Source organism: Rhodococcus sp. NPDC003383, from assembly GCF_053589115.1.
Genome location: NZ_JBSFRG010000006.1, coordinates 107025 through 130115 on the forward strand (window position 1 = coordinate 107025; position 23091 = coordinate 130115).

Consider the following 23091-nt stretch of genomic DNA (forward strand, 5'->3'; position numbering starts at 1 on the left):
CGCCCACGAGTTCACGTCAGGGACGAGGCAGCAGCTCCGCGCTGAGCGGTTCGATCTCGATCACCGCGCCCTCCGCCTGACCGTAGTAGCGCGTCCGCATCCGCCACAGGCGGATGTGCCCGAGCTCCGAACGCCAGCCGCCGAGGTAGTACTTCCGGCCGAGCAACGCCAGCGCGCGCAGTGACGGGGCCCCGGGATGCACCTTCGCGCGTCCGCGGACCCGGAGGACGTGGTCCGAGCGGCCCTTCCCCTCCGCGTCGAGCAGCACGACGACCTCGGGGTTCGCCGTGGCGTTGCGGGCCGCGACCGTGTCCCGGCCGGTGGCCAGGAACAGCCGGCCTCGGTCGTACAGGAACCACAGCGGTGTCATGGCCGGACGCCCCTTCGGCGACCGGGTCGCGACCCGCGCGACGAGCGAATGCTCGAAGAACGTGGCGGCGATCGGATCGTCCGGGGTCACGACGGCTCCTCGTGCAGCTTGGCGTAGTCCCATCCGGTGGCGCGGCGCTGCTCGAAATCGAACCAGGCGAGGCCGTCGGTCGTGACATCGGTGGCCCGCACCATCCGGCCGCGCAGGTTCACCGCGCGCAGCTCGAACCAGAACGATCCGTCGTCGAGGATCAGCGTGACCCGATCGAACGCGGCATCCGCCGGGAGGGATTCCGGGTGGAGTCCGATCCGGAGCTTCTCGCCTTCGGAAACGACGCGTGCGGGCAGCGCGTCGACGCGCTCGTCGTGGTCGAACGCTACGGCCGCGCGACCGCGGGCAAGCAACTCCGCGACGAGCGGTTCGGGGTCGACTCTCTGGGTGACGCCCATGTTGTACGAGGGTAACGGGTCTATCCGCGGCGGTCGCGGGTTCGGCGCTCACGCCGGATCCGGATCGGCTCGGGCGCCTCGACGTGCTCGTTGCCGGGAAGCGGGGATTCGCCGCGCCGGGCGCGCACCTCGGACACGGTTTCGACCCCGGCGAACTCCTCGGAGCCCTGACGGGCCGGGGTTTCCTCGTAGAGCGAGAACCACGGGTATCCGCGCTTCGTGTACTCCTCTGCGGTCACGGGTTCGGTGGGCGGCTGCTCGCCGGTGAGCGCTTCCCAGCGGTCGCTGTTGACCAGCTCGATCCGGACCGCCGAGTGGTGGTCGAGATCCCACGCGTCGTGTTCCTCGACGGGCGTCGCGACACCCTGCTCGATCGCCCCTCCGGCCCCGAATCCCATCGACGACGACGGCTCGGGCGCCGCGAACGCCCGCATCGGCCGCTGCGCGTCGAACTTCTTGCGCTCCTCCCAGATCGGTCCTCGGATCGGGTACGCGACGATCCGCACTCCCCCGATCGCAACCCCGGCGGCGAGCTGTTCCTCGACCGTGTATCCGGCTCCGAGCGGTGCTGCCACGAACTGCCGGACCTTGCCCGCGGCCACCTGGAAGCCGTCGAGCCACGGTTGTTCCGGCACCTCGAAGTAGTCCTCCCGCTCGAAATCCGGGTCCTCGGACCACTTTCCGCCGGTCACCGCGTCGACATCACCGACGCCGACCTTGACGAGGAAGGGGTAGCGGCCGTCGAACTTGATCCAGCACGCCTCCGACTGCCACATCGGCAGCACGAGCACGTCGTCGACGACACGCAGAGGGAATCGGCCCAGGCTCGGCGGCAGCGGATAGGTGGTGCCGTCGTCCGGGACACGCACCGTGCGATGGAAGGAGACGGAGAGTTCGGCATCGGCATGCACCTCGGGGAATTCGAAGTACAGCCTGTCCTGATCGACACTGAGCGCCATCTCGTTCCTCCCGCTCCGGCCCGCCGTGTGTCGGCGAGCCTACGCCCGGACGGCCCCGTCCGGTGGGCTCCCGGGCCGCACCACGCGATCCCACTTCTGTGTGGCGTACGCCACACGGTGTGGTAAGACCGTGGGCATGTACCCCGGGAATTTCGTGTCCGTCACCCCTGACAAGCCGGCTATCATCCGGCCCGCGACCGGAGAGTCGCTGACCTACCGGCAACTCGACGAGAATTCGCTGCGATTCGCGAAGTACCTCCGCGACCTCGGTCTCCGACCGGGCGACCACATGGCGCTGATCTCGAACAACGACCTGCGCGTGATGGAGGTCTACTGGGCGGCCCTGCGGTCCGGTCTCTACATCACCGTCGTGAACTGGCATCTGACCGCCGCCGAAGCCGCCTACGTGGTGAACGACTGCGGCGCGAAGGTACTCGTCGTGTCCGCGGACGCGGTCGAGGCCGTCGACCTCGCACCGGACGCGTACCCGGCCGTGACCCATCGCGTCGTGTTCGGCGGCGACCTTCCCGGTTTCGACGACTACGCGCAGGCCGTTGCCCGGTTCGACACCACTCCCCTCGCCGATCAGCCCCGCGGCCAGGACATGCTGTACTCGTCCGGTACGACCGGCCGCCCCAAGGGCATCAAGCCGAAGCTGCCCGACGGGCAGGTGCAGGACATCCCCGATCCCTACACGGCCGTGTTCGCGCCGATGTACGGATTCGACGCCGAGACGGTCTACCTGTGCCCGGCGCCGCTGTATCACGCTGCGCCGCTGCGTTTCTGCGGGACCATCCAGTCGGTCGGCGGCACCGTCATCCTCATGGACCGATTCGACGCGGAGGAGGCACTCGCCCTGATCGACCGGTACCGGGTGACCGCGAGCCAGTGGGTGCCGACCATGTTCGTGCGCATGCTGAAACTCCCGGAGGAGGTTCGCGCGAAGTACGACGTGTCCAGCATGAAGGTCGCGATCCACGCTGCGGCCCCGTGCCCGCCGGAGATCAAGCGCGCGATGATCGAGTGGTGGGGCCCGGTCGTCAACGAGTACTACGCGTCCACGGAGGGTTCCGGCGCCACGTTCATCGACTCCGCTCAGGCTCTCGCGCACCCCGGTTCGGTGGGTCGCGACGGGGTCATGGGAATCGTCCACATCTGCGACGACGAGGGCGAGGAACTGACGACCGGCTCGATCGGCACCGTGTGGTGGGAGCGCGACGAGCGCCCGTTCGAGTACCACAACGATCCTCGGAAGACCGAGGAGGCAACGCACCCCGCGCATCCGACGTGGACGACGAGCGGCGACATCGGCTATCTCGACGAGGAGCGGTTCCTGTACCTGACCGACCGTGCCGCGTTCACGATCATCTCCGGCGGCGTCAACATCTACCCGCAGGAATCGGAGAACGTGCTCACCCTGCATCCGAAGGTGTTCGACGTCGCGGTGATCGGTGTGCCGAACGAGGAGATGGGTGAGGAGGTCAAGGCGGTCGTTCAGCTCGTCGACGGTGTCGAGCCGAGCCCCGAGGTCGAGCAGGAACTGCTCGACTACGTGCGGGAACGGGTGTCCCGGTTCAAGGCGCCGCGCAGCATCGACTTCTCCGACGACCTGCCGCGCACCCCCACCGGCAAACTCGTCAAGCACAAGCTGCGGGCCCGCTACCTGACCGCCACACCATGAGCGCAGGCGGCACCCAGCACACAGCCGACCTGGACGCGCTGGCCCGGCTGCTGCCCGAAGGCGCAGTGGTCACCGACCCCGACATCCTCGCCGGCTACCGGCAGGACCGGGCGATGGATCCGGACGCGTCCGTGCCGCTCGCGGTGGTTCGGGCGCGTTCGACCGCGGACGTGTCGGCGACCCTGAAATGGGCGAACACCCATCGGGTTCCGGTGGTGCCGCGCGGGGCAGGCACGAGCCTGTCCGGCGGCGCCGGCGGTCTCGCCGCCGGGATCGTGCTGAGCACCGAGAAGATGCGTGAGATCACCGTCGACCCGGTGACCCGCACCGCGGTCGTCCAGCCGGGACTGCTCAACGCGGAGGTCAAGCGAGCCGCCGCGGAGCACGGTTTGTGGTACCCACCGGACCCGTCGTCGTTCGAGATCTGCACGATCGGTGGCAACGCCGCCACCAATGCGGGCGGATTGTGTTGTGTGAAGTACGGAGTCACCACCGACTACGTGCTCGGCCTCGAGGTCGTGCTCGCCGACGGCACCGTCGTGCGGCTCGGCGGCCCGCGCCTGAAGGACGTCGCGGGACTTTCCCTGACGAAACTGTTCGTCGGGAGCGAGGGCACGCTCGGGATCATCACCGAGGTGACCTTGCGGTTGCTGCCGCCGCAGCCACCCGCGTCGACGATGGTCGCGACGTTCTCGTCGGTACAGGCCGCCGCGGACGCGGTGCTGGCGATCACCGGGAAACTGCGCCCGGCGATGCTGGAGTTCATGGACCGCGCATCCATCAATGCGGTCGAGGACGCCCTGCACATGGGCCTCGATCGCGCGACCGAGGCCATGCTCATCGCGCGGTCCGATGCGCCGGGTGCCGCTGCCGCGCAGGAGATCGCGCTGATGGTGCAGGCGTGCCGCGACGCCGGCGCGGACGAGGTGTTCGACACCGACGATCCGGAGGAGGGTGAAGCGTTCGCGGCGGCGCGGCGGATGGCCATCCCCGCTGTCGAGCGCACCGGCAGTCTTCTGCTCGAGGATGTCGGGGTTCCGTTGCCGACGCTTCCCGCGCTGGTCGGGGGTATCGCGGAGATCGCCGAGCGGAATGCGGTGACGGTCGCGGTGATCGCCCATGCCGGGGACGGGAACACCCACCCGCTCATCGTCTTCGACCCTGCCGACGAGGACATGACGGCGCGGGCGCACGCCGCGTTCGGCCAGATCATGGATCTGGCGATCGGCCTCGGCGGGACCATCACCGGCGAACACGGGGTCGGCCGGTTGAAGAAGGCGTGGCTGCCCGACCAGGTCGGCCCGGACGTCATGGATCTGACGCGGCGGGTCAAGGAAGCGTTGGACCCGAACGCGATCCTGAATCCGGGCGTTCTGTTCTGACCTGTGATCGAGTACCGTGTCGTCGTGCAAGAGGAGCCCGACGAGTGACCGGACAGACGCGATACGACGCAGCCGCCCTTCCGCTGCGCGACACCCGGTATCGGGAACTGGAGACGTACCCGGAGTTCGGGACGGTCACCGAGTGGTTGCACGATTACGTGCAGTCGTCGGTGCCCAACCCGAAGATGGGTGAACGCGAGTACTGGGCGGTGGTGTGCCTGCCCTTCACCTCCGAGGCGGACACCGCACAACGGCTGTGCAGCGTGCACGCGGGCGCGTACGAGACCGCGTGCCTGTACGTCGAGACGATGCCCGACGGACAGCGCCGGCTCGGTGGGTTCGTCACCGTCGACACCGCCGTGTTCGAAGGTGACGCCGGCACCGATGTCGGTGGTCTCGAAGCCGCCAACCCCGAGTTGCGGTTCCGGACGCAGCCGACGACGACAACCATCTGGTGGACGGACACGGGGGGCAGCAGGGAGCAGTTCGACGCTCTGCCGTGGCGGCCCGCCGCCCGGCACCTGGTCACCGAGTTGATGCGTCAGGGCAAGTGCCTCGAAGCGTCCAATCACAGCGCGCAGCTCGCCCGGTTCGCGCAGGCGGACCGACTTCCCGCGGATCCCCTGCAATCACGCACGGCGGAAAGCTGATTCGGCGGGAGGCACCCGGACCGGTCTCGCCGAGACGAGGCCGAGGGACGACCGCACCGGCGATACTCGATGGGTCGTCTCCATCCGACCGGAGGTTGCCATGGACAACGTTCCGCCTGCTGCGCATTCCGGAATCCACGTGCGGCCGACGCTGCGGAAGCAGTGCTGGGGCTTCGTCATCGGATCGGCCTGTTTCGCAATCGGATCCGCGCCCGTGCTCGCCGGTCTCCTCGGCACCTCGCGCGCCAACGGGTTCTTCTTCGTCGGAGCGTGGTTCTTCACCGCCGCGGGGTTGATCCAGCTTCTGCGCAGCGGACCCATGACCACGGAGACCGGCGGGGAGTCCCTGCTCCGGGCGGAATGGCTGTCGTCCGCCGTGCAGAGCGTGGGGACGGTGCTGTTCAACGTCAGTACCGCTGCCGCCCTGCAGGCCTACGACGTCACCGAGGAGCGGCACCTCGTGTGGCGGCCCGACGCGGCGGGGTCGGTGGCGTTCCTGATCAGCGGGGCACTCGCGCTCCGCGTGTACCAGGAAGGTGCGCGGACGTGGGTACCGCGCGGTCGCGACGGATGGGCCGTGTGGGTGAATCTGGTCGGATGCATCGCATTCGGGATCTCCGCGGCCGGTGCGTTCATCACCTCCAGCGGCGCCGAGGCCAGCGACTTCTGGGCCAACGCAGGGACATTCGTCGGTGCCCTGTGCTTCCTGGTCTCCGCGCTGCTCTCGCTGCCCCGCCGCGATCGGTCCGCTACCGAAGCGGGTTGACGGACCGCGACATCCTCGCGTGCAGCGCCCGGACCATTTCGGTGGCCAGCACCGCGTGCCCGGTCATCGTGAAGTGGATCCGGTCGGCGCTGAGCAGTTCCGGCCGCAGTCGCAGCGGGTGCTGCCACAGATCCAGCAGCACCGCGTCGTACTGGGCGGCGAGCGTGCGGACCAGGTCGTTCACCGCCATGACACCGTCGCGGAGCGCGAGCATGTCGTCGCCGACGAACGCGTCGGCCAGGGTGAGCGTGGTGACGGTGGCACCGGTGTCGTGAGCCGCCGCGAACAGCGACCCGAGATTGTCGGCGGTGCGCGCCAGGTCCGGACGGGCGGACCACAGGTCGTTGGAACCGCACGTGATGTGGATCAGATCGGGTGCGAAGTCCAGCACGGGTGACAGCTGGGTCGCGACCACCTGCCCGCTGGTGGCGCCCATGCGCCCGGTGTTGAGATACGCCAGGTCCGGATGGGTGGCGCGCAGCGCGGCCGCGACCCGATCGGCCCACGGTGAGGTCGCGTATCCGGGGCTGGGATCGCCGATGCCCTCGGCGATCGAGTCGCCCATCACGGCGTATCTCGACCAGGGGGCGTCGGCGAGGAGTGCCGCTTGCGTCGCTGCGGGCAGGCACATCGGGTCCGTCGCCTCGGTCCAGGGCGAGGCGGGGACGGTTCGGGAGATCGAGTTCGTCATGGCTGACCCTCCGGGTCTCGACTGAGGAAGGGAGTACGATCGTTCGTGCATATGACAGTACGACCGTTCGTCCACTTCGGCAAGACGTGAGAGGATGATTCGCGTGACGGAACCCGCATCGACGTCCGACCTGCGACTGCTCAAGGGCGCACGCACCCGCGCGACCATCACCCGGCACGCGGTGGACGTGGCATCGGTCGAGGGCCTCAACGGGGTGAGCATCGGACGCCTCGCGACCGACCTCGGCCTCAGCAAGAGCGGTGTCGCGACACTGTTCGGCAGCAAGGAGAACCTGCAGGTGGCCGCCGTCGACGCGGCCCGAGAGGTGTTCGTCGAACGGATCGTCCGGCCCGCCCTGCGCGAACCCGCTGGACTTCCGCGACTCCGCGCCCTGATCGACCGGTGGCTCGACTACGCGATCGAACCGGCGTTTCCGGGCGGATGCTTCCGCGCCGCCACGATCGCCGAGTTCGACAGCCGCCCCGGACCGGTCCGCGACGCACTCGCCCGCGACCGCCGCGACTGGCTGGACCTGCTGGCCGGCGAGTACCGGCACGCACGCGAGGACGGCACCGTCCCGGATCGCGACCCGGACGAGGTCGCGTTCGAGATCGATGCCGTCCTCGCGGCCACCAACACCGCACTGCGCCTTGACGATCCGCGCGCCGCCGAGACCGCTCGCTCGATCGTCGATCGGATCCTGAACGCCGATCCGGACTGAACCGGCGCTCGGGACGATCCGCGGACGCTACCGCGCGCGCTCGCTGCGCAGCGCCCGATCGTTACGCGGCTCCAGCAGCGCACCGGCCGCGATCATGATGACCGCCAGTCCGAAGTGCAGCCAGTTGTCCGCCGTGTTGAGCGGAACGAAATTCGCGGAGCTGTCCGCGTCGACCACCAGTCCGTAGATCCACAGCACCGCGTAGATCACGCCGCCGCCGACGAGGAATGCCCTGGCAGCAGGGACGGTGCGCGCCATCGCGAGCCCGGCCACACCGAAGAGCAGATGCACGATGTTGTGGAGGATCGACACGTTGAACACGCCGAGCAGCATCGCCTCGGAGTGGTGACCGGCGAAGGTCATGGTGTCGTAGTTGGTCGTGATGCCGGGAATGAACCCGAGAATCCCGACGAGGAGGAACAGTGCCCCGATCACCAGAGCGGCGGTCTGGACAGGTGTCCGCGTCATACTGCGTGTCGCGTGCTCGGCCATGACGGTTCCCTTCTTTCGAGTTCTGCCGGCCGGCAGAACCCTCGTGCCTTCCGGCCAGGAGGATCGCTGGCAGGGACCTCCGTGGCCTACCCGTGGGAACAGCCGGGCAAACCTGCCCCCTGGCGACAGCCAGGCAACCTGCCCCCTGGCGACAGCCAGGCAACCTGCACAGCTGCGACGCATGTCGGACCCCGGGTGCACCATGGACGAGTGACCGACGCCGTCCTCGACCGCTTCTCCGCGCCCACCCGCGAGTGGTTCGCGGGCGCATTCGCGGCCCCCACTCCCGCCCAGCTCGGGGCGTGGGAGGCGATCTCGTCGGGGCTGCACACCCTCGTCGTCGCGCCGACCGGCTCCGGCAAGACCCTCTCGGCGTTCCTGTGGTCGCTCGACCGGCTGGCGGCCGAACCCCGCGACACCCGCACGACGCGGGTTCTCTACGTCTCGCCGCTGAAGGCGCTGGCCGTCGACATCGAACGGAACCTGCGCTCCCCCCTGGTGGGGATCACCCAGACCGCGAAACGCCTCGGGCTGGACCCACCCGAGATCACCGTCGGGGTGCGCTCGGGCGACACCACCCCCGCCGACCGGCGCAAGCTCGTCCAGAAGCCGCCGGACATCCTCATCACCACCCCCGAGTCGCTGTTCCTCATGCTTACCTCGGCGGCCCGCAGCACGCTCGCCGGTGTGGAGACGGTGATCGTCGACGAGGTGCACGCGGTCGCCGGAACCAAACGCGGCACGCACCTCGCGGTCTCCCTCGAACGGCTCGACCTGCTCCTGTCGCGCCCGGCGCAACGGATCGGCCTGTCCGCGACGGTGCGTCCCCACGAGGAGGTCGGCCGGTTCCTGACCGGGCAGGCCCCGATCCGTATCGTCGCGCCCCCGGCGACCAAGACCTGGGACCTCACCGTCCGGGTGCCGGTCGAGGACATGACCGAACTCGGCGTCGCGGCGCCGGAGAACGAGATCGCGGGCGAGGATCCGTTCCCGGCCACCCCGCAGGCCGGCTCGATCTGGCCACATGTCGAGGAACAACTCGTCGACCTCATCACCGCCCACCGGTCGACGATCGTGTTCGCGAACTCGAGACGCCTGGCCGAGCGACTGACGGCGCGGCTCAACGAGATTCACGCCGAACGCGCCGGGGCCACCGTGGACCGGGAACCGCGTCCGCCCGCGCAGATCGGTGCCCCGACCGAGGTGAGCTACGGCGCCGAACCGCTGCTGGCCCGCGCCCACCACGGCTCGGTGAGCAAGGATCAGCGCGCGCTGATCGAGGACGATCTCAAATCGGGCCGGCTCGCGTGCGTCGTCGCGACGTCGAGCCTCGAACTCGGCATCGACATGGGCACCGTGGATCTCGTGATCCAGGTCGAGGCCCCTCCGTCGGTGGCCAGCGGACTGCAACGCGTCGGGCGCGCCGGCCACCAGGTCGGCGAGGTCTCCCGCGGTGTGCTCTTCCCCAAGCACCGCACCGACCTGATCCACTGTGCGGTCACCGTCGAACGAATGGTCGCGGGCCGCATCGAGGCCCTGCAGGTACCGGCGAACCCGCTGGACGTGCTGGCCCAGCAGACCGTGGCCGCAGCCGCGCTCGAACCACTCGACGTCGACGACTGGTTCGAGACCGTGCGCCGCACCGGATCGTTCGCGACACTCCCCCGTTCGGCCTACGAATCCACTCTGGACCTGCTGGCCGGACGGTACCCCTCGGACGAATTCGCCGAACTGCGACCGCGTCTGGTGTGGGACCGTAACGAAGGCACGCTCACGGGGCGTCCGGGAGCGCAGCGTCTCGCGGTCACCTCCGGCGGGACGATTCCCGACCGCGGTCTGTTCACCGTCTACATGGTCGGCGAAAAGGCCACGCGGGTAGGCGAACTCGACGAGGAGATGGTGTACGAGTCGCGGGTCGGCGACGTCTTCGCGCTCGGCGCGACCAGCTGGCGGATCGAGGAGATCACCTTCGACCGTGTACTGGTCTCCCCCGCCTACGGCCGACCAGGCCGGTTGCCGTTCTGGCACGGCGACGGCCAGGGCCGGCCCGCCGAACTCGGCGCAGCTCTGGGCGAATTCGTCCGCGAACTCGGACACGCCACCCCGGAGGACGCCGAAACCCGCTGCAAGGAAAGCGGGCTCGACGACAACGCCACCAGGAACCTGATCCGGTTGCTCGACGAACAACGCACCGCGACCGGGCACCTGCCCACCGACCGCACCCTCGTCGTCGAACGGTTCCGCGACGAACTCGGCGACTGGCGGCTCGTATTGCACTCACCGTTCGGGCTGCGGGTGCACGCACCCTGGGCGCTCGCGGTGGGCGCACGCCTACAGGAGCGGTTCGGTGTCGAATCCAATCCGACGGCCTCCGACGACGGCATCATCGTCCGGTTGCCCGACACCGAGGACGACCCGCCCGGCGCGGAGATCTTCGTCTTCGACCGCGACGAGATCGAGGATCTGGTCACCGAACAGGTCGGCGGGTCGGCCCTGTTCGCGTCCCGGTTCCGGGAGTGCGCGGCCCGCGCCCTGTTGCTGCCGCGTCGCAATCCCGGCAAACGCGCACCGCTGTGGCAGCAGCGGCAGCGCTCGGCCCAGTTGCTGGACGTGGCACGCCGTTACCCCACGTTCCCGATCCTGCTCGAGACTGTCCGCGAATGCCTGCAGGACGTCTACGACCTGCCCGCCCTGCGGGACCTGTTCGGACGCATCGCCCGTCGGCAGATCCGCCTGGTGGACGTCGAGACCGCCACCGCGTCCCCGTTCGCGAGTTCGCTGCTGTTCGACTACGTCGGCGCATTCCTCTACGAGGGGGACAGTCCCCTCGCCGAACGCCGCGCGGCCGCCCTGTCGCTGGACTCGTCGCTGCTCGCCGAACTGCTCGGGCGCGTCGAGTTGCGGGAACTGCTCGACGCCGACGTCATCGCCGCGGCCGAACACGAACTGCAACGGCTGGTGCCGGACCGGCGCGCCCGGGACGCCGAGGGTGTCGCGGATCTGCTGCGTCTGCTCGGGCCGCTGACCCTCGCCGAACTACGGGAACGGAGCACCGCCGACCCGGCGGAATGGATCGCCGATCTGGCCGCCCGCAACCGGGTGCTGGAGGTGTCGTTCGCCGGCCACGTGTGGTGGGCGGCGATCGAGGACGCATCCCGGTTGCGCGACGCCCTCGGCGTGCCGCTGCCGATCGGCGTGCCCACGGCGTTCGTCGAACCGGTTGCCGATCCGCTCGGCGACCTCGTCGGGCGGTACGCCCGCACCCACGGACCGTTCACCACTGCCGAGGCTGCGGCGCGGTTCGGTCTCGGCGCCGCCGTGGTCCAGGACGTCCTGCGCCGCCTCGCCGACGAGAAACGCGTCACGACAGGCGAATTCCGTCCCGGTGCGACCGGATCGGAATGGTGTGACAGCGAGGTGCTGCGGCGATTGCGTCGCCGCTCCCTCGCGGCCGCGCGCCAGGAGGTGGAACCGGTCAGCACCGCGACCCTCGGACGATTCCTGCCCGCGTGGCACAACATCGGCGGCGGGCTGCGCGGCATCGACGGGGTCGCGGCCGTCGTCGACCAGCTCGCCGGGTTCCCGGTCCCGGCCAGCGCCCTGGAACCGCTCGTGCTCGCGCCCCGGGTGCGGGACTACTCCCCCGCGATGCTGGACGAGCTCACCGCGACCGGTGAGGTGCTGTGGTCGGGCGCCGGCTCGATCTCGGGCAAGGACGGCTGGGTGTGCCTGCACCCGGCCGACGCGGCATCGACCACCCTGGCGCCACCCACCGACATCGAGTTGAACGACACCCACCGGGCGATCCTCGACGCGCTGGCCGGCGGCGGCGGGTTCTTCTTCCGTCAGCTCGCCGACGCGCTGGCGGCGCAGGGCCTCCAGGTCAGCGACGCGGCCGCCGCGGCGGCGCTGTGGGATCTGGTGTGGGCGGGGCACATCGGCGGCGATACCCTCGCACCTCTGCGCGCCCTGATCGGGGACACGTCCCGCGCCACCCCGGCGCACCGCGCACCCCGCCGCGCACCGCGTTCGCGCATGTACCGGGGTCGCCCGGCTCTGCCGTCGCGGACCGGACCCCCGACGGTGGGCGGGCGGTGGTCGCTGCTGCCCGAACCCGAACCGCAGTCGACTGTGCGCGCCCACGCGACCGCCGAACTCCTGCTCGAACGGTACGGCGTGGTGACGCGCGGGGTGGTGGCCGGCGAGTCCGTGCCCGGTGGATTCGCCCTGATGTACAAGGTGCTCGCGCGTTTCGAGGAATCGGGCCGGTGCCGTCGCGGCTATTTCGTCGATTCGCTCGGCGGTGCCCAGTTCTCGACGCCCGAGGTCGTGGATCGGTTGCGTTCCTATGGCGAATCCCTCGAGGGTCGCCACGCCGAGACCCCGGCGGTGACGCTCGCGGCATGCGACCCCGCCAATCCGTACGGCTCGGCGCTGCCGTGGCCGGCGCCGCGCGCCGACGACACGACCCGGCACCGTCCGGGCCGCAAGGCCGGCGGGCTGGTGGTGTTGGTCGACGGGAGGCTGGTGCTGTTCGTCGAGCGCGGGGGCCGCACCCTCCTGACTTTCGACGACGATCCCGGCGTGCTGCGCGTGGCGTGCGCGTCGCTCGCGGCCACCGTCAAGCGAGGCAGCGTCGACAAGATCGTGGTGGAGAAGGTCGACGGGCGTTCGATCCACGGACACGATTTCGCGGCGCTGCTGTCCGAGGCGGGATTCTCGGCGACACCGCGCGGCTATCGGTTGCGGGCCTGACATGCCCGAGGGCGACACCGTGTTCCGGACCGCGGCGCGGCTGCACGCGGCGCTGACGGGAAAGACGTTGACGCGCTCCGACTTCCGGGTTCCGCGCTACGCCACCGTGGATCTGTCCGGCGCGGAGGTGACCGGCACCGTCGCGTACGGTAAGCACATCCTGACGCGGTTGCCCGAGCACACGGTGCACACGCACCTGATGATGGACGGCGAATGGCAGATCTACGCCCGCGGCGCCCGCTGGCGCAAACCCGGTTTCCGTGCGCGCCTGGTTCTCGAGACCGCCGATGTGCAGGCGGTGGGTTTCGACCTCGGGATCGTCGAGGTCCTTCCTCGCGACCGCGAGTCCGATGCCATCGGGCATCTGGGCCCGGATCTGCTCGGCCCGTCGTGGGATCCGGCTCCGGCAGCCGCCAATCTCGCACGCGATCCTGCTCGGCCCATCGGACTGGCGTTGCTCGATCAGCGGGTCCTCGCCGGTGTCGGGAACGTGTACCGCAGCGAACTGTGTTTCCTGCGCGGGGTGCATCCCGCAGTGCCCGTCGCCGACGCCGGCGACGTCGCCGCGTGGGTGGATCTGGCACACAGGCTGCTCGTCGCCAACCGCGACCGCGCCGTGCGCATCACGACCGGCGACCGCCGTCCGGGCCGGAACCTGTGGGTGTACGGGCGGGCCGGACGACCGTGCCTCCGCTGCGGCGGCACGGTCGTGTCCGGCACGCTGGGCGCCGCGAACGACCCGGAGCGGATCTTCTACCACTGCCCGCGCTGTCAGCGAGGCACGGATCGGTGATCGCGCACCTCAGTGATTGCGCAAGGCCTCGATCAGCTCATCCTTGCGCTTCGACGAGTATCCGCTGAGCCCGATCTCCTTGGCGCGCTTCTTCAGTTCCGCGACGGTCCAGTCCTCGTACGAACCGGACTTGCCGCCCTTGTGCCCCACCGACGACCGTCCGCGCGAGGCGGCGGCATTCGCGATTCGCGCGGCCTTCTCCTTCGAAGCACCGTCGTCACGAAGCTCCTCGTAGAGTTTCTCGTCCTTGATCGAGGGGTTCGGCATCGCATTCTCCCTTCGTCGGGTGAGGGATACCCATCCTGGAGGCCGTGCAACCGTGTTCCCCAGGTGCAGGATCAACCGCTTCCGGCGCGCTCGACGAGTTCGACGCAGTGCTGCACGAGCGTTTCTCGGGGCACGACGATCGTGCCTTCGAGGTAGCCCATGAACAGGCTGGTCAGCGCACCGACCAGCCCGACCGCGACCATGTGCCGTTTCTCCGGGTCCTCGATGGGGAGCTGCTCCCGCACGAGTGTCACGAACTGAGGCGCCAGTTCGACGCCGCTGGTGCCGATCGCCGGTTCACGCAGCGGCGCGAGCAGCAGTACCCGCCCCATGGCGGGCTGATCGACCATCAGCTCGACGAACACGCGCACGGCGGCGTCCGCGCGCTTGTTCGGGGGCGCTCCGGCGACTGCTTCGATCAGTGCCGTGCGCGCGCGGTCGCCGACCTCGTCGTAAACGGCACGGACGAACTTGTCCCGGTCGCCGAAGCTTTCGTAGAAGTATCGTTCGGTGAGTCCGGCGGCGCGGCACACCGCCCGCACGTTCGAGGCCGACCGGTCGACGGCCCCGAGCAGCTCTATTCCGGCCTCCAGAAGGGCCTCGCGTCTCACGCGCCGACGCTCCTCGAGGGCGGTGCCCGCCCAACTGCGGCGCGTTGGTTCCACGGCTCGATCCTGTCGTTGACCCCTGCGCGCCGGAATTCTACTCTGACAACATGCGTAGTCAGAACTCCTCGGTGCCACTCGGGCCGGATTCGCTCACCTGGAAGTACTTCGGCGGGTGGCGCGGCATGCTGTTCGGGCCGTGGGCCGGGTCGATGCAGAACATGCATCCGGGCCTCGGCGCCGGCGTCGAACAGCATTCGAAGTTCTTCGACGAACGCTGGGAACGGTTGTACCGATCGCTGTATCCGATCTACGGCGTCGTGTTCGACGGACCCCGTGCCGCCGAGACCGCACGCCAGGTGCGCGGATACCACGACACCATCAAGGGCGTCGACGCCCGCGGCCGCAAGTACCACGCGCTGGACCCGGACACGTTCTACTGGGCACACGCCACCTTCTTCTACAGCCTGGTCGTGTCGATCGAATGGTTCGACGGCCCGCTGTCACTCGCCGACAAGCACCGGCTGTTCGACGAACACGTGCAGTGGTACCGCCTCTACGGGATGTCGATGCGCCCGGTCCCCGAGTCGTGGGAGGCGTTCCTCGAGTACTGGGACCACATGTGCCGGAACGTTCTCGAGGACAACAAGGCCACCCGGGACGTCCTCGACCTGTCGCAGCTCGACCGGCCGCCGTTCCTCCGGTGGTTCCCGGATCCGATCTGGCGAGGCGTGCGTCCGGTCGTCACCCGCGGATTCCTGTGGCTGACCGTCGGCCTCTACGACCAGCCCGTGCGCGACCTGCTCGGCTTCTCGTGGTCACGCCCCGAGGAGCGCCTCCACCGGGTGATCGGGCGGGCGATCGGTCTCGGTACCCGGCTCGTGCCGTGGCGTTATCGCTACCATCCGCGGGCCCGCGCCGGGTGGGACCGTGAAGCCGGCCGGATCCCGGGCGATGCGCCGCTTGTGCACACCCCGGCACGGAACCTGCCGCCGCTCGACCGCCGCGACCTGCCCATCCACTACAGCCCGAAGGTTCCCGCACACGAAAGCCGGTGACAACCACAGACGACGACCCACAGACGACGCCCCACAGACGACACAGAAGCACGCAGACGCGGTCATCGCATGCCACCCTTGTGTGCATGAAGGTCGATGCCCACGCCGTGCTGCACGGTCCCCTGTTCTCGCGGAGTCAGCCGCTCGACCGGAGCAACGCCGCCAGCCGCATCAGTGCCTACATCTACGGCAACATCCTGGTGCTGGCGGCGCTCGTGCCGGTGGTGACCGAAGACAAGTACGTCGGCATCGCGATCGTCCTCGGCACCACGTTGTCGACGTTCGTCGCCCACGTCTTCGCCGAGGCGGTCGGGCACAGTGTCCGGGAGGGTGCGCAGCTGACCGCTGCCGAGCGCCGGGCCGAGGTCCGCAACTCGGTACCGATCCTCAGTTCGGCGGTGATGCCGTGCGTGATCCTGGCGATCGGATGGATCGGCTGGCTCGAGCCGCACACCGCGCAGCTGCTCGCCGAGATCGCGGTGCTCGTGCGGATCGGCGGCATCGTCCTCGTCATCGGCAGACTCAACGGCAAACGTCCCAGCAAGGGCTGGCTCACGAGTGCCGCGGTCATCATGCTGGTCGCCTTGTCGGTCGTGCTCACGAAGGTCCTGCTCACCCACTGATCCGGGACCGCCGAATGCGGGATCCCGGGCCGTACCGGGACTAGTGTCGGAGCATGACCGCGCCCGCCGACGTCACCGCCATCGAGCGCAGCACCTCCCGGCCGTGGGAACAGTGGGTCCGCTGGCTCGACGAACTCGGCGCAGCCGACCTGGATCACCGGGACATCGCCCCGCACGTGCAACGTGAACTCGATTCGCTCGGCGTCGCGAACGCGGGATGGTGGGCCCAGTCCGTCACCGTCGCCTACGAACAGCACATCGGCCGGCGCGTTCCCGGCCAGCAGTCGGACGGAACCTTCTCCGCCGCCGCGAGCCGCACCGTCGACGGATCACCGGACGACGCGCTCGCGGCGTGGACCGCTCTGGTCGGCGGCCGTACCCGCCTCGCCGACCGGGATCTCGCCGACGACCCGACGACCTCCACGACGCCGAAGTGGCGATACTGGCGCTGCGCGCTCGACGACGGCACCCGCGTCGAGGTCACCATCGGTGAGAGCGGCCCCGGCAGGAGCCGGATCGCGGTCGCCCACAACCGGCTTCCGTCCCCGGATTCCGCGGACGATGTGAAGGCGTTCTGGAAGGACCTGCTCGCCGAGCTGTGAGCGGGCCGCGCGGTTCCCGGCCGGCGCGATGGTTCCCGGGTGGTCAGCCCCAGACCGGCACCGGTTCGAGGATCTCGGCGCGGGCCTCGGGTGCCGCCGCGCGCAACGCGTCCGCGGACTCGTCGTCGGGTCGGCTCTGCGACCGGATCTCGGCGTCGACCCGTGCGCGGTACGTATTGATCTCCCGCTCCACCGCCTCCGCATCCCAGCCCAGGATCGGGGCGACGAGACGCGCGACCTGCTCGGCGCAGTGCACCCCGCGGTGCGGATACTCGATGGCGATCCGGGTGCGCCGCGCGAGCAGGTCCTCGAGGTGCAGCGCGCCTTCGGCGGCGGCCCCGTAGGCGACCTCGACCTGAAGGTACTGCGGCGCATCGGTGAGAGGTTGCAGCAGTTCGGGTTTGCCGTCGGCGTAGGCGAGCACCTCCTCGAGGAGCGAGCCGTACCGGTCGAGCAGGTGCTTGATCCGGTACGGGTGCACCCGGTACTGCTCGGCGAGGTGCATCGTCTGGTTCACGAGCGCGAAGTACCCGTCGGCGCCCACCAGCGGCACCTTCTCGGTGATCGACGGCGCGATGCGCGACGGAATGTCCTCGGCGGCCAGATCGACGGCGTCCTCGGCCATGACGCGGTAGGTGGTGTACTTGCCGCCGGCGATCGCCACCAGCCCGGGCGCCACGCGCGCGACCGCGTGCTCGCGGGACAGTTTCGAGGTCTCGTCGCTCTCCCCCGCGAGCAGCGGACGCAGACCCGCGTACACCCCGTCGATGTCCTCGGGGGTGAGCGGGGTGACGAGCACCTCGTTGACGTGGTCGAGGATGTAATCGATGTCGGCCTTCGTCGCCGCGGGGTGCGCGAGATCGAGATTCCAGTCGGTGTCGGTGGTGCCGATGATCCAGTGGTTGCCCCACGGGATGACGAACAGCACCGACTTCTCGGTGCGCAGGATGATCGCGGAGTCGGCGACGATGCGGTCGCGGGGCACCACGATGTGCACGCCCTTCGAGGCACGCACCCGGAACCGGCCGCGTTGCCGCGACAGCGCCTGGATCTCGTCGGTCCACACCCCCGTCGCGTTGATCACCACGTGTGCCTTGACCTCGGTGACGGTTCCGTCCTCGGAGTCGCGCACCTGTACACCCGACACCCGGTCCGCTTCCCGCAGGAACCCGACGACCTGCGTCGACGTGCGCACGACCGCGCCGTAGTGCGCCGCCGTCCGCGCCACCGTCATCGTGTGCCGGGCGTCGTCGACGACCGTGTCGTAGTAGCGGATCCCGCCGATGAGCGACGACCGCTTGAGACCCGGCGCCATGCGCAGTGCCCCCGACCGGGTCAGGTGTTTCTGCGCGGGTACGGACTTCGCCCCGCCCATCCGGTCGTAGAGGAAGATCCCGGCGGCGATGTACGGCCGTTCCCAGACCCGGTGGGTGAGCGGGAACAGGAACTCGAGTGGCTTGACCAGGTGGGGGGCGAGCGTCGTCAGCGACAGTTCCCGCTCGCGCAGCGCTTCCCGGACCAGACCGAACTCGAGCTGTTCGAGATAGCGCAGCCCGCCGTGGAACATCTTCGACGACCGGCTCGAGGTGCCCGAGGCGAAATCCCGTGCCTCGACGAGGGCGACCCGCAACCCGCGGGTCGCGGCGTCCAGTGCGGCACCGGCACCGACCACGCCGCCACCGATGACGACCACATCGAACTGTTCGGAACCCAGTCGCTGCCACGCCTCGCGGCGCTGCTCGGGCCCGAGGATCTGCACACCCGCTTGGTTGGTCACCGCGCCACTCCTGTGCCTCGTCGACGTATCCGGACCCAGGCTAGTAGTTTTCGATTCGTACCGCTGACCAGGACGCAACCTTCAGACCACCGATTCGAGCGAGGACGCCGTGAACCAGTACATCGCCGCGATCGACCAGGGCACCACGTCGAGCCGCTGCATCGTGTTCGACCACGACGGCCGTATCGTCTCGGTCGCGCAGACCGAGCACGAGCAGATCTTCCCGCGCTCGGGATGGGTCGAACACGACCCGGAGACGCTGTGGACGAACACCCGCGAGGTCGCGGCCCTGGCGCTGGCGAAGGCCGACCTGCCGCGCGGAGCGATCGTCGCGATCGGCATCACGAATCAGCGTGAGACCGCCGTGGTGTGGGACCGCACCACCGGCAAGCCGGTGTACAACGCGATCGTGTGGCAGGACACCCGCACGGATCGGCTCATCGGCGAACTCGCCGGGGACGCCGGCGTCGACCGGTACCGCGAGGCGACGGGACTGCCTCTGTCGACGTACTTTTCGGGCCCGAAGGTGCGCTGGATCCTCGACAACGTCGAAGGCGCCCGGGAGAAGGCGGAGGCCGGGCAGCTGGCGTTCGGCACCGTGGACAGCTGGATCGTGTGGAATCTGACCGGCGGCGTCGGCAACGGCACGCAGGAACCGGGTGTGCACGTCACCGACGTCACCAACGCCTCGCGCACGATGCTGATGAATCTCCGGACGCTGCAATGGGATCCGCAGATCTGCGCGGACTTCGGGATCCCGATGTCGATGCTGCCCGAGATCCGCAGTTCGTCCGAGGTGTACGGCTACGCACGCGAGCGCGGTCCGCTCGCGGGGGTTCCGGTCGCGGGCATCCTCGGCGACCAGCAGGCCGCCACCTTCGGGCAGGCGTGCCTGTCGCCCGGCGAGGCGAAGAACACCTACGGCACCGGAAACTTCCTGCTGCTCAACACCGGCACTACGCCGGTGCGCAGCGAGCACGGCCTGCTCACGACGGTCTGCTACCGGATCGGTGACGCTCCGGCGGTGTACGCGCTCGAAGGATCCGTCGCGGTGACCGGATCGCTCGTGCAGTGGCTGCGCGACAATCTCGGAATCATCCGCTCCGCAGCGGAGATCGAGGACCTCGCCGCGACCGTCCCCGACAACGGCGGCGCCTACTTCGTGCCGGCGTTCTCCGGGCTGTTCGCGCCTCGCTGGCGCCCTGACGCCCGCGGCGTCATCGCGGGTCTGACCCGGTTCGTCAACAAGGGCCACCTGGCGCGTGCCGCCCTGGAGGCGACCGCGTACCAGACCCGCGAGGTCATCGAGGCGATGCGCGCGGATTCCGGGGTCGATCTGAGCACCCTCAAGGTGGACGGCGGCATGGTCGTCAACCGCACCCTGATGCAGTTCCAAGCCGACATCCTCGGGGTGCCGGTGGTGCGTCCGGTGGTCGCGGAGACCACCGCGCTCGGCGCGGCCTACGCGGCCGGTCTCGCCGTCGGATTCTGGGAGGGCGAGGACGACATCCGCCGTAACTGGGCGGTCGGCGACACCTGGGAGCCCGCACTCGACGAGACGGAACGCGAGCGGCTGTACGGCGAGTGGAACAAGGCGGTCGAACGAACCTACGACTGGGCCTGAGCCCGGGCCGGCGGGCGGGCGCCCTCGGCGGTCCGCACCGCCGCGCCCAGGCGCCGGACGGCCTCGGCGAGTTCGTCCTCCGCGGAGGTGGCGAAACACAGCCTCACGGAGTGCGTGTGGTCGCCTGCCACCGCGAACGCATCACCCGGAACGAAGGCGACACCGAGATCCGCTGCGACAGGGAGCAATTCGGCGGCCGGAACCGCGGTGGGCAGCGACGACCAGGTGAACATGCCGCCGCGCACCGGCGAATACGTCACGTCCGGACCGAATTCGGCCGTGAGAGCGGCGGCCAGTGCGTGCGCGCGGGCACCGTAGGTGGCGCGCAGGGTCGTCAGATGGACGTCGAGCCAGGCGGTGTCGGCGAGCAGATCCGCGGCGATCCGCTGGGTCAGCGACGATCCGCACAGATCCGCGCCCTGCTTGAGCAGTTCCACGGACGCGCACACGTCGCGGTCGGCGAGCAGCCAGCCGACCCGCAGCGCGGGGGCGATGATCTTCGACGCGCTCGACAGCCGGATCACCCGGTCCGTGTGGGAGGCGACCGGTGCCGGAGGCGGTGTACCGAACCACAGGTCGCCGTACGGATCGTCCTCGACGATGCGGAATCCGTAGCGATCGGCGAGTGCCGCGAGGTGCGCCCGCCGCGGCGCCGACAGAACCGCCCCGCGCGGATTGTGGAAGGTGGCGACGGTGTGCACGAGCACCGGCCGCGCGCCGCGCGCGAGCAGTTCCTCGAGTGCATCGGTGTCGAGGCCGTCGTCGTCGACGGGGACAGAGGCGAGGGTGGCCTCGGCGGCCCGGAACACCTGCAGCGCCCCGGTATACGCGGGTTCCTCGACGACGACGAGATCGCCCGGGTCGAGCAGCGCCTGCGCGATCAGGCTCAGGGCCTGCTGCGAACCGTGGGTGACGACGACCTGCTGCGGATCCACCGTGCGGCCGAGGCGGCCGCTCTCGCGGGCGGCGATCACCGTGCGCAGGTCCCCGAGCCCGCAGGTCTCGGTGTACTGGGCGGTCGCGGGATCGGCGAGCGCGGACGCGGCGGCCTCGGCGAGCCGCGCGGTGGGCAGCAGTTCGGCGGCGGGCAGGCCGCCGGCGAGGCTGATCACCTCGGGACGGGCGGTGACTTCGAGCAGATCTCGGATGGCGGAACTGGTCAACCCGTCCAGACGGCGGGCGCGGATACGTGTCATGGGTACTCCACGAGCAGAGGGGTGGTGAGCGAAGCAGCACCGAGCGTCCGGATCTGCGGGCGGAGGGATGCCGTGACGAGCGGTCGTGGGTACGACCGACCCGGGAAGAGCTTACCTCATCACGGCACCACCATGTGAACTCGCCGTCTCACATCGTGAAACGCGCCACCGTCGAGCGAGACTCGATCAGTCGAGATCGTCGTGCCGCATGAGCTGCCGCGCCGCCTCCGTGATCGACCCGCTCAGCGACGGGTACACCGAGAAGGTGGCCGCGAGATCGTTGACCGACAGGTTGTTCTGGACGGCGATCGCGATCGGCAGGATCAGCTCCGACGCCGTCGACGCGACCACGACACCACCGATGACCACGCCGGTCGCGGGACGGCAGAAGATCTTCACGAAACCGCGCTTGAGTCCCGCCATCTTCGCGCGCGGGTTGGTGTTCAGCGGCAGCATCACGGTCCGCGCCGGGACCTCGCCGTTGTCGATCGCGGCCTGGCTGACACCGACCGTGGCGATCTCCGGGCGCGTGAACACCGCGGACGCAACGGTTTTGAGCTTGATGGGGCTCACGCCTTCACCGAGCGCGTGGTACATCGCGATGCGACCCTGCATCGCGGCGACCGACGCGAGCGGCAGCAGACCGGTGCAGTCACCCGCGGCGTAGACGCCCGGCACCGCAGTGCGCGACACGCGGTCGACCGGGATGTAGCCGCCGCGATCGAGCTCGAGCCCGATCTTCTCGAGGCCGAGACCGGACGTGTTGGGAATCGAACCGACGGTCATGAGAGCGTGGCTGCCCTCGACGATCCGGCCGTCGGCGAGCAGCACGCGCACCCCGTCCCCGGTGCGTTCGACCACGTCCGCGCGAGCGTGCTTGACGAGGGTGACACCGCGCTCGGCGAACGCGTCCTCGAGCACGAGCGCCGCATCCTCGTCCTCGTGCGGCAGCACACGGTCACGGCTCGACACCAGGGTGACCTGCACGCCGACTTCGGTGTACGCGGAAACGAACTCGGCGCCGGTGACACCGGACCCGACGACGACCAGGTGCTCGGGCAGCTTGTCGAGGTCGTAGAGCTGACGCCAGGTGAGGATGCGCTCGCCGTCCGGCACCGCGCCGGGCAGCACACGGGGGCTCGCGCCGGTCGCGATGAGAACGACGTCGGCGTCGAGCACCCTCTCGTCGCCGGTGAACAGGTTCGCGCGGACCTGGTGGGCCGCCATGCCGACCTCGCGGTCGATGAGTTCGCCGTGCCCCGAGTAGATCGACACACCGGCGGCCTCGAGCTTGGTGCGGATGTCGGCGGACTGGGCACGGGCGAGGCCCTTGACGCGGGCATGGACCTGCGGTAGCGACACGGCGGCACGTTCGAGCTCGATGCCGAGATCCGCGGCGCGGCGCATGTCGGTGCGCACCCCGGTCGACGCGATGAAGGTCTTCGACGGCACACAGTCGAACAGCACACAGGCGCCGCCGATCCCGTCCGAATCGATCAGTGACACCGTCGCGCCGTACTGGGCCGCCACCAGCGCAGCCTCGTAGCCCGCAGGCCCACCGCCGATGATCACGATCCGGGTCATTTTTCTCCTCTGTATCGATTCCGAGATGGTCCTCGGGCCGGTTTCC

The 23091-nt window shown here is 69.6% G+C and carries 21 protein-coding genes; 11 read left to right on the plus strand and 10 right to left on the minus strand.

Going from position 1 to position 23091, the window contains the following annotated elements; genetic code table 11:
- Window positions 1–16: 16 nt before the first annotated feature.
- From ACWDTS_RS07995 to ACWDTS_RS08005, 3 genes are read right to left on the minus strand one after another with little or no spacing between them, the layout of a single operon-like run.
- A complete protein-coding gene (locus ACWDTS_RS07995) occupies window positions 17–460 on the minus strand; it encodes a pyridoxamine 5'-phosphate oxidase family protein (RefSeq protein WP_450108638.1) in 444 nt (147 codons plus the stop codon).
- Window positions 457–819, minus strand: a complete 363-nt coding sequence (locus tag ACWDTS_RS08000; protein WP_450108639.1) for a hypothetical protein — start codon at window positions 817–819, stop codon at window positions 457–459. Before ACWDTS_RS08000 ends, ACWDTS_RS07995 begins: the two co-directional genes overlap by 4 nt.
- 20 nt (window positions 820–839) lie before the next feature.
- Window positions 840–1778 (minus strand): hypothetical protein, encoded by a 939-nt coding sequence (locus tag ACWDTS_RS08005; RefSeq protein WP_450117921.1) that lies wholly within the window; start codon window positions 1776–1778, stop codon window positions 840–842.
- Window positions 1779–1914: 136 nt separating this feature from the next.
- On the opposite strand from ACWDTS_RS08005, the gene ACWDTS_RS08010 reads away from it, so the two are divergent.
- From ACWDTS_RS08010 to ACWDTS_RS08025, 4 genes are all read left to right on the plus strand, one after another.
- Window positions 1915–3459 carry an AMP-binding protein gene (locus ACWDTS_RS08010; RefSeq protein ID WP_450117922.1) on the plus strand — a complete coding sequence of 515 codons (1545 nt, stop codon included), beginning with the start codon at window positions 1915–1917 and terminating at the stop codon, window positions 3457–3459.
- Window positions 3456–4841, plus strand: a complete 1386-nt coding sequence (locus ACWDTS_RS08015) for an FAD-binding oxidoreductase (RefSeq protein WP_450108642.1) — start codon at window positions 3456–3458, stop codon at window positions 4839–4841. The genes ACWDTS_RS08010 and ACWDTS_RS08015 overlap by 4 nt, the downstream gene beginning before the upstream one ends.
- Window positions 4842–4885: 44 nt before the next feature.
- The gene (locus ACWDTS_RS08020) at window positions 4886–5491 is read left to right on the plus strand and encodes a hypothetical protein (RefSeq protein WP_450108643.1); all 606 of its coding nucleotides are present in this window, start codon (window positions 4886–4888) and stop codon (window positions 5489–5491) included.
- Window positions 5492–5591: 100 nt separating this feature from the next.
- On the plus strand, window positions 5592–6257 hold the full coding sequence (locus ACWDTS_RS08025) for a hypothetical protein (RefSeq protein ID WP_197253822.1): 666 nt from the start codon (window positions 5592–5594) through the stop codon (window positions 6255–6257).
- On the opposite strand, the gene ACWDTS_RS08030 is transcribed toward ACWDTS_RS08025, so the two are convergent.
- Window positions 6241–6948, minus strand: coding sequence for an SGNH/GDSL hydrolase family protein (locus ACWDTS_RS08030; RefSeq protein WP_450108644.1), 708 nt, complete (start codon window positions 6946–6948; stop codon window positions 6241–6243). The genes ACWDTS_RS08025 and ACWDTS_RS08030 overlap by 17 nt on opposite strands.
- Window positions 6949–7051: 103 nt before the next feature.
- Between ACWDTS_RS08030 and ACWDTS_RS08035 the strand changes: the two genes are divergently transcribed.
- Entirely contained in the window at window positions 7052–7669 is a 618-nt protein-coding gene (locus ACWDTS_RS08035; protein WP_374068741.1) for a TetR/AcrR family transcriptional regulator, read from the plus strand.
- Between the two features lie 27 nt (window positions 7670–7696).
- On the opposite strand, the gene ACWDTS_RS08040 is transcribed toward ACWDTS_RS08035, so the two are convergent.
- Window positions 7697–8137, minus strand: a complete 441-nt coding sequence (locus ACWDTS_RS08040) for a DUF4383 domain-containing protein (protein WP_197253864.1) — start codon at window positions 8135–8137, stop codon at window positions 7697–7699.
- A gap of 234 nt (window positions 8138–8371) precedes the next feature.
- Between ACWDTS_RS08040 and ACWDTS_RS08045 the strand changes: the two genes are divergently transcribed.
- A complete protein-coding gene (locus tag ACWDTS_RS08045; RefSeq protein WP_450117923.1) occupies window positions 8372–12916 on the plus strand; it encodes an ATP-dependent helicase in 4545 nt (1514 codons plus the stop codon).
- Window position 12917: 1 nt separating this feature from the next.
- Window positions 12918–13709 (plus strand): DNA-formamidopyrimidine glycosylase family protein, encoded by a 792-nt coding sequence (locus ACWDTS_RS08050; protein WP_450108646.1) that lies wholly within the window; start codon window positions 12918–12920, stop codon window positions 13707–13709.
- A 9-nt stretch (window positions 13710–13718) separates the two neighbouring features.
- Here the strand turns inward: ACWDTS_RS08050 and ACWDTS_RS08055 are convergent, their stop codons facing one another.
- Together ACWDTS_RS08055 and ACWDTS_RS08060 are read right to left on the minus strand one after the other, a co-directional pair.
- The gene (locus ACWDTS_RS08055) at window positions 13719–13976 is read right to left on the minus strand and encodes a DUF7218 family protein (RefSeq protein ID WP_450117924.1); all 258 of its coding nucleotides are present in this window, start codon (window positions 13974–13976) and stop codon (window positions 13719–13721) included.
- Window positions 13977–14047: 71 nt separating this feature from the next.
- Window positions 14048–14641, minus strand: a complete 594-nt coding sequence (locus tag ACWDTS_RS08060) for a TetR/AcrR family transcriptional regulator (protein WP_450117925.1) — start codon at window positions 14639–14641, stop codon at window positions 14048–14050.
- Window positions 14642–14691: 50 nt separating this feature from the next.
- Between ACWDTS_RS08060 and ACWDTS_RS08065 the strand changes: the two genes are divergently transcribed.
- From ACWDTS_RS08065 to ACWDTS_RS08075, 3 genes are all read left to right on the plus strand, one after another.
- A complete protein-coding gene (locus ACWDTS_RS08065; RefSeq protein ID WP_450108649.1) occupies window positions 14692–15639 on the plus strand; it encodes an oxygenase MpaB family protein in 948 nt (315 codons plus the stop codon).
- A gap of 86 nt (window positions 15640–15725) precedes the next feature.
- Window positions 15726–16262, plus strand: coding sequence for a hypothetical protein (locus ACWDTS_RS08070; protein ID WP_450117926.1), 537 nt, complete (start codon window positions 15726–15728; stop codon window positions 16260–16262).
- Window positions 16263–16315: 53 nt separating this feature from the next.
- Window positions 16316–16864, plus strand: coding sequence for a hypothetical protein (locus ACWDTS_RS08075; RefSeq protein WP_450117927.1), 549 nt, complete (start codon window positions 16316–16318; stop codon window positions 16862–16864).
- A gap of 43 nt (window positions 16865–16907) precedes the next feature.
- Here the strand turns inward: ACWDTS_RS08075 and glpD are convergent, their stop codons facing one another.
- A complete protein-coding gene (glpD, locus tag ACWDTS_RS08080) occupies window positions 16908–18641 on the minus strand; it encodes a glycerol-3-phosphate dehydrogenase (protein WP_450108652.1) in 1734 nt (577 codons plus the stop codon).
- Between the two features lie 109 nt (window positions 18642–18750).
- On the opposite strand from glpD, the gene glpK reads away from it, so the two are divergent.
- Window positions 18751–20265 carry a glycerol kinase GlpK gene (gene glpK, locus ACWDTS_RS08085; RefSeq protein ID WP_450117928.1) on the plus strand — a complete coding sequence of 505 codons (1515 nt, stop codon included), beginning with the start codon at window positions 18751–18753 and terminating at the stop codon, window positions 20263–20265.
- Here glpK and ACWDTS_RS08090 read toward each other — a convergent pair.
- Together ACWDTS_RS08090 and ACWDTS_RS08095 are read right to left on the minus strand one after the other, a co-directional pair.
- Window positions 20250–21461, minus strand: coding sequence for an aminotransferase-like domain-containing protein (locus ACWDTS_RS08090; protein ID WP_450117929.1), 1212 nt, complete (start codon window positions 21459–21461; stop codon window positions 20250–20252). The two genes, glpK and ACWDTS_RS08090, sit on opposite strands and share 16 nt — an antisense overlap.
- A 186-nt stretch (window positions 21462–21647) precedes the next feature.
- On the minus strand, window positions 21648–23045 hold the full coding sequence (locus ACWDTS_RS08095) for an NAD(P)H-quinone dehydrogenase (RefSeq protein ID WP_450108655.1): 1398 nt from the start codon (window positions 23043–23045) through the stop codon (window positions 21648–21650).
- Window positions 23046–23091: the final 46 nt, after the last annotated feature.